Annotated in this window: 2 protein-coding genes and 1 pseudogene; 1 reads left to right on the top strand and 2 read right to left on the bottom strand. The window is 72.4% G+C overall.

Annotation, left to right across the window (positions count from 1 at the left end; genetic code table 11):
* On the bottom strand, positions 1 to 667 hold a 667-nt coding region (locus ACH4T9_RS31890; RefSeq protein WP_396675152.1), incomplete at its 3' end, for a M23 family metallopeptidase.
* 11 nt (positions 668 to 678) lie between these two features.
* Complete coding sequence (locus ACH4T9_RS31885; protein ID WP_396686877.1) at positions 679 to 3,957, bottom strand: DUF2961 domain-containing protein; 3,279 nt, start codon at positions 3,955 to 3,957, stop codon at positions 679 to 681.
* Positions 3,958 to 4,270: 313 nt separating this feature from the next.
* On the opposite strand from ACH4T9_RS31885, the pseudogene ACH4T9_RS31880 reads away from it, so the two are divergent.
* Positions 4,271 to 4,910: pseudogene (locus tag ACH4T9_RS31880) on the top strand (VCBS repeat-containing protein); the annotation flags it as partial.

Below are 4,910 nucleotides of genomic sequence, written 5' to 3'. Positions count from 1 at the left end.
CGGTGGAGGTGGCGACGTAGACGTCGTTGAGGGTTCCCTGGGTGAACGCGACGATGTCGTCCTTACCGTCACCGTTGAAATCCGTCGACGAACCCCCCAGATACCGACCACCCCCACCACCGCCACAGTTGTCGCTGACGAGGTACTTCTGGTGGTACTGGCCCGGGTAGGGCGCGAGCGAAACACCGTTGATGACGATCGACTGCCCCACCCCGTTGTAGAGCTGTTCGTAGTGGACGTGCGGGCCGGAGGAGTTACCGGTGCTGCCGGTGACGCCGATCTGCTGGCCCTGCTCGACGTACGCCCCGTCGGGCACCGAGTAGGCGCTGAGGTGGAAGTAGTAGGTGCTCCAGCCGCCGCCGTGGTCGATGACCACGTAGTTGCCGGCGCCGCTGGGCTGCGCGTAGCGGCGGGCCACCCCCGCGGCGGAGGCGACCTGCGGCGTGCCCCCGGTGGTGCCGCCGTCGGCGCGCACGAAGTCCAGCGCCTGGCGCACCTCGGCGCTGTGGTGGTCGTAGGTCCACCGCTGCCCGCACGGGAACGGCGCCTTGAAGTTGGGCGCGGCCAGCGCGGCCGTGGGCGCCGACACGACGCCGGTCAGGACGGCCGCGGCCAGGGTGACCAGCGCGACGAGGCAGCGACGGAGAGTTCTCGGGTGCCGGGACATGACGGCTCCTGTCAGGGGAGGCTGGGGCGGGGAAGGTCGGAGCCGGGGGCGATCTGGTCGCTCCACCGCCAGCCGTTCTGCACGAGGCGGCTGCCGTCGGAGAGCGACACGTAGGCGTCGGCGGCACTGCCGCGGGTGTAGGTGACGGCGTCGCCGCGCCCGTCGCCGTCGAAGTCGCCGACGCCGGGCAGCTCGGCGCCGATGGCGAAGTTGCCGTGCCAGGTGGCGGCGGCACCGAAACCCCCGCCGGTGGAGGGACGGACCAGGACGTCGGCGCTCGCGCCCCGGGTGAAGACGACGACGTCGTCGCGGCCGTCGCCGGTGACGTCGGCCAGCGCGGGTAGTTGGCTGCCGGTGGCCACGCCGTCGCCCCACTTCCAGGCGTGCTGGACGAAGCGGCTGCCGTCGGAGAGCGAGACGTAGACGGCGCCGCCGACGCCCTGGAGGAAAGTGACGATGTCGTCGCGCCCGTCGCCGTCCACGTCGCCGACGGCGGGGGTCTCGGTGCCGGCGGCGAAGAAGTCGTGCCACCTGCCGGCCGGTCCGAATCCGGTGCCGGTGGACAGCGCGACGTAGACGTCGGCCGTCGCGCCCCGGGTGAAGGTGACGATGTCGGCCCGCCCGTCGCCGTTGACGTCGCCGACGGCGGGGGTCTCGGTGCCGACGGCGAAGAAGTCGTGCCACCTGCCGGCCGGTCCGAATCCGGTGCCGGTGGACAGCGCGACGTAGACGTCGGCCGTCGCGCCCCGGGTGAAGGTGATGACGTCGGCCCGGCCGTCGCCGTCGACGTCGCCGGTGAAGGGCAGTTCGGCGTCGGTGGCGAAGAAGTCGTGCCACCTGCCGGCCGGTGCGAACCCGCTGCCGGAGGAGATCGAGGCGAAGACGTCGGCGGTGACGCCACGGGTGAAGTCGACCACGTCGTCCCGGCCGTCGCCGTTGACGTCGCTGGTGTTGCGGCCACGGCTGACCACGGTGGCGACACCCGACGCGGGGCCGGCGTTGCCCGCCTCGTCCAGCGCCACGACCCGGTAGTGCCAACGTTGCCCGGTGCCGAGCGGTCCGTGCCGGAAGCTGGTGGTCCGCACGGCGCCGAGCAGGTTGGCCGGGGTGGTCGGCACGTCGGCGGCGCGCGCGCCGTAGACCCGGTAGCCGGCCACGCCCACGTCGTCGGTCGCCGCCGGCCAGCTCAGGGCGACCGCGTGGGTCCGGGCGGCGACGGTCGGCGCGGCGACCGTCGTCGGCGGCCGGGTGTCGGCGTACGGTCGCACCAGGCTGGATGCGGTGTAGGAGCTGGCGGTCCAGGCGGACCGGTCGACGGCCGGTACCAGCGTCACGGTGACCGAGGACCGGCCGGCGGTCACCGAGGCGGGCAGGACGAACTCGTCGCTGCGCCACCGCTGCGCGCCGTTGCCCTGCGGCTGGGACCAGGTGCCCACCGCGACCCCGTCGACGGCCACCGCCACCTGCTGGCCCGCCGCGCCCTGTTCGCCGGTGCGCCGCAGCCGTACACCCTGGTTGTCCGGGGCGACGGCGAGGCGGAAGCGGACCGGGGCCGTGGCGGCGCGGACCTGCCCGGTGACCGTCGCCGCGTCGTCGTCGCCCTCGAAGACCGAGGTGAGGGGGTACTGCGTCGCGGCGCCGTCGGAGTAGTCGTGGGCCGCGCGACTCGCCGCGTCACCGACGGTGACCGTGTCGGTGAGCGCCTGCCCGACGGTGGGTTGGGTGTAGAGGTAGGCCGTGGAGCCGTACTCGGCGGGCATGTCGTTGGCCGGGCCGTGCTCGATGCCGAAGCGCAGGCTGGTGCCGTAGTCGATCGAGTCGCCGATCATCAGCCGATACGCCGCGTCGCACTCGTGGGGACAGCCGCCGGCACGCAGCTGGTGTCCGGGGTTGCCGGTGAAGACGCCGGTGTAGGTGCCCCGGTTGAAGTACCAGCCGGACTCGTAGAAGTCCTCGGTGCCGGTGCCGTGCAGCTGGGGCGTCGCCGAACCGTCGACGTGGATTCGCTCGTCGCCCTCCAGGTAGTTGCGGGTGTTGCCGTCGGCGACGTGGCCGCGCATGGTCTGTGACACGCCGACGAGGCGCCCGCGCCCGCCCTGCTCGGCGACGGCCCAGTCCTGCCCCGGCGTGGTCGTGCCCCGCCGGGACTGGGCGGTGAAGTAGCCGGCGTCGCCGTCGGCGGCCAGGGCGTCGGTCCACTGGGCACCGGGGGCGGAGGTGATCTCCCAGCCGACGCCGGTGAGGTCGACGCCGTCGGTGTTGACGAGGGTGACGGCGGCGCCGGTCCGGAACGGCATCGGCCACCAGGAGCTGTACCAGCCGCCCGGGGCGGTGTCCATGGCGGACATCAGCGACCGGACCGACCGCTCACCGAGCCCGGAGCCGAAGAACTCGGCCACCGGCGAGTCCACTGTCGTCCGGCCGTCGAAGGTGATCCGCAGCCGCAGCCGCCCGAGGCGGGAGTCGGTGGCGCTCGCGTCGGGCACCCGCAGGCGCAGCGCCGTGAGCGCCCGGGGACCGGCCAGGCTGGCGAGGGTGACCTGGCCGTTGGCGGGGACGGTGTGGGTGCCGCCGATCGTGGCCGCGCCGGGCTGCGCCGGCTTGGGATCGCGGGTGCCGGCGGCCCGCAGCAGGTTCACCACGTCGGTGGCGGCGTCCGCGGGGTCGAAGGACGGGATCCCCTGGGCATCGGCAAAGCTGCGGTAGGTGACGTGGTGGAACAGGGGGTTGTGCTGGGTGGTGACGCGCATCGACCGTCGGTAGGGCATCGGCACCTTGACGGTCACCCCGCCGGACGTCTGGTCGGCGTTGCTCACCAGGGGGTAGACGAACGGGGCGCCGAGGCCGCCGTCGACGAGGTGCTGCAACCCGGTGTCGACGACCGTCGCGCCGTCCAGCTCGATGCGGATCCACCCGGTGGCGTCGACCGCGCCGTCGTCGCGGGTGAACCAGATCGACTCGATCTCACCGGCGCCGTGGTCCTCGGCGATCACGCAGCCGCCGATCGTGCGCAGGCAGGAGTGGGTGCCGCTGAACCCGTCGTCGTTGCCGCCGGCCCGGTCGTAACTGGAGAACTGTCGCGTCCGTGACCCGCTGCCGAGGTGGGGCAGCCGGTCGAGGCGACGGTAGACGTCCCAACCGACGGCGCCGGGGTCGGCCGGGGCCGAGACGGTGGTCGTCGGCGCGGTGGTAGGGCCCGGCGCGGCGGACGCCGCAGACGGCGCGGACGCGGCAGCCATGGCGAGGACAGCGGTGAGGGCGACGGCACGCAAGCCGCGGGATCGGGCCATGTGTCACCTCGGCGGGCGGGCTCCTGGACGGTGCCACTGGCGGAAGTGAAGCCAACTCGTTTGATTAATGTCAATACCCCAGGTCGCGGCCGAGTGCGGCAGGGCGCCCCGTCGTCCGCCATTCCCGCAGGTGGGAGGCGATCTCCGGACCTCCAGCCGCACGAAAGTTTCTTCCTTGACTGCATCGTCGAGTGGCCGTAAGTTTCACGCATCTATCGACAGATGTCTTCGCATCCTCGCCGCTCGCCCTCGCCTCCGGGACAGCGGCCCCGCCCCACCCGGACCACCGTTCCCCGCTTCCCGGAGGGCCGTCATGGACACTCCCACCCGCACACCCGCCGTGTTCCACCTCGCGGCCCGGCTGGCCGCTGCCGTCACCGTCACGCTGGCGGTGACGGCCCCGGCCGCAACCGCCGCAGCGGCCCCCTCGAACACCAACTTCGGCACGCTGGCCTGCACCTCGATACCGGCGAACCACGACCCGTCGATCATCGTGATCGTGCACCGGGTGGGCCTCAACCTTCGCGTCAACGACAAGGTGATGCTCGCCGGCTTCGAAACCGGCTGGGTCGAGTCCCACATGAACAACCTGCCCTGCGGGGACAAGTCCTCCCTCGGCGTGTTCCAGCAGCGCTGGGACTACGGCTGGGGCACGCCGGAGCAGATCACGGACCCGGTTTACTCGTCGACGCAGTTCTTCACCAGGGCGATCACCTGCGACCGCGACAACCCCGGCTACACCGCAGGCCAGGTCGCGCAGTGCGTCCAACGATCCGGCTTCCCCGACCGCTACGACCAGTCACAGGCCAAGGCCCGGTCGCTGCTCGCCGAGGCCGGGCGGGTCACCGGCATCGCCCCGGGTTCGTCGACGGATTTCAACGGTGACGGTAAGGACGACATCGTCGCGTTCACCCAGGGAACCCTCAACGACGTCTACGTCGCCACCTCCACCG

It is taken from the genome of Micromonospora sp. NPDC020750 (assembly GCF_044334565.1).
GTDB lineage: Bacteria > Actinomycetota > Actinomycetes > Mycobacteriales > Micromonosporaceae > Micromonospora.
The sequence above is the reverse complement of the archived record's forward strand: the minus strand, read 5'-3'. Positions and strand labels throughout refer to the sequence as shown.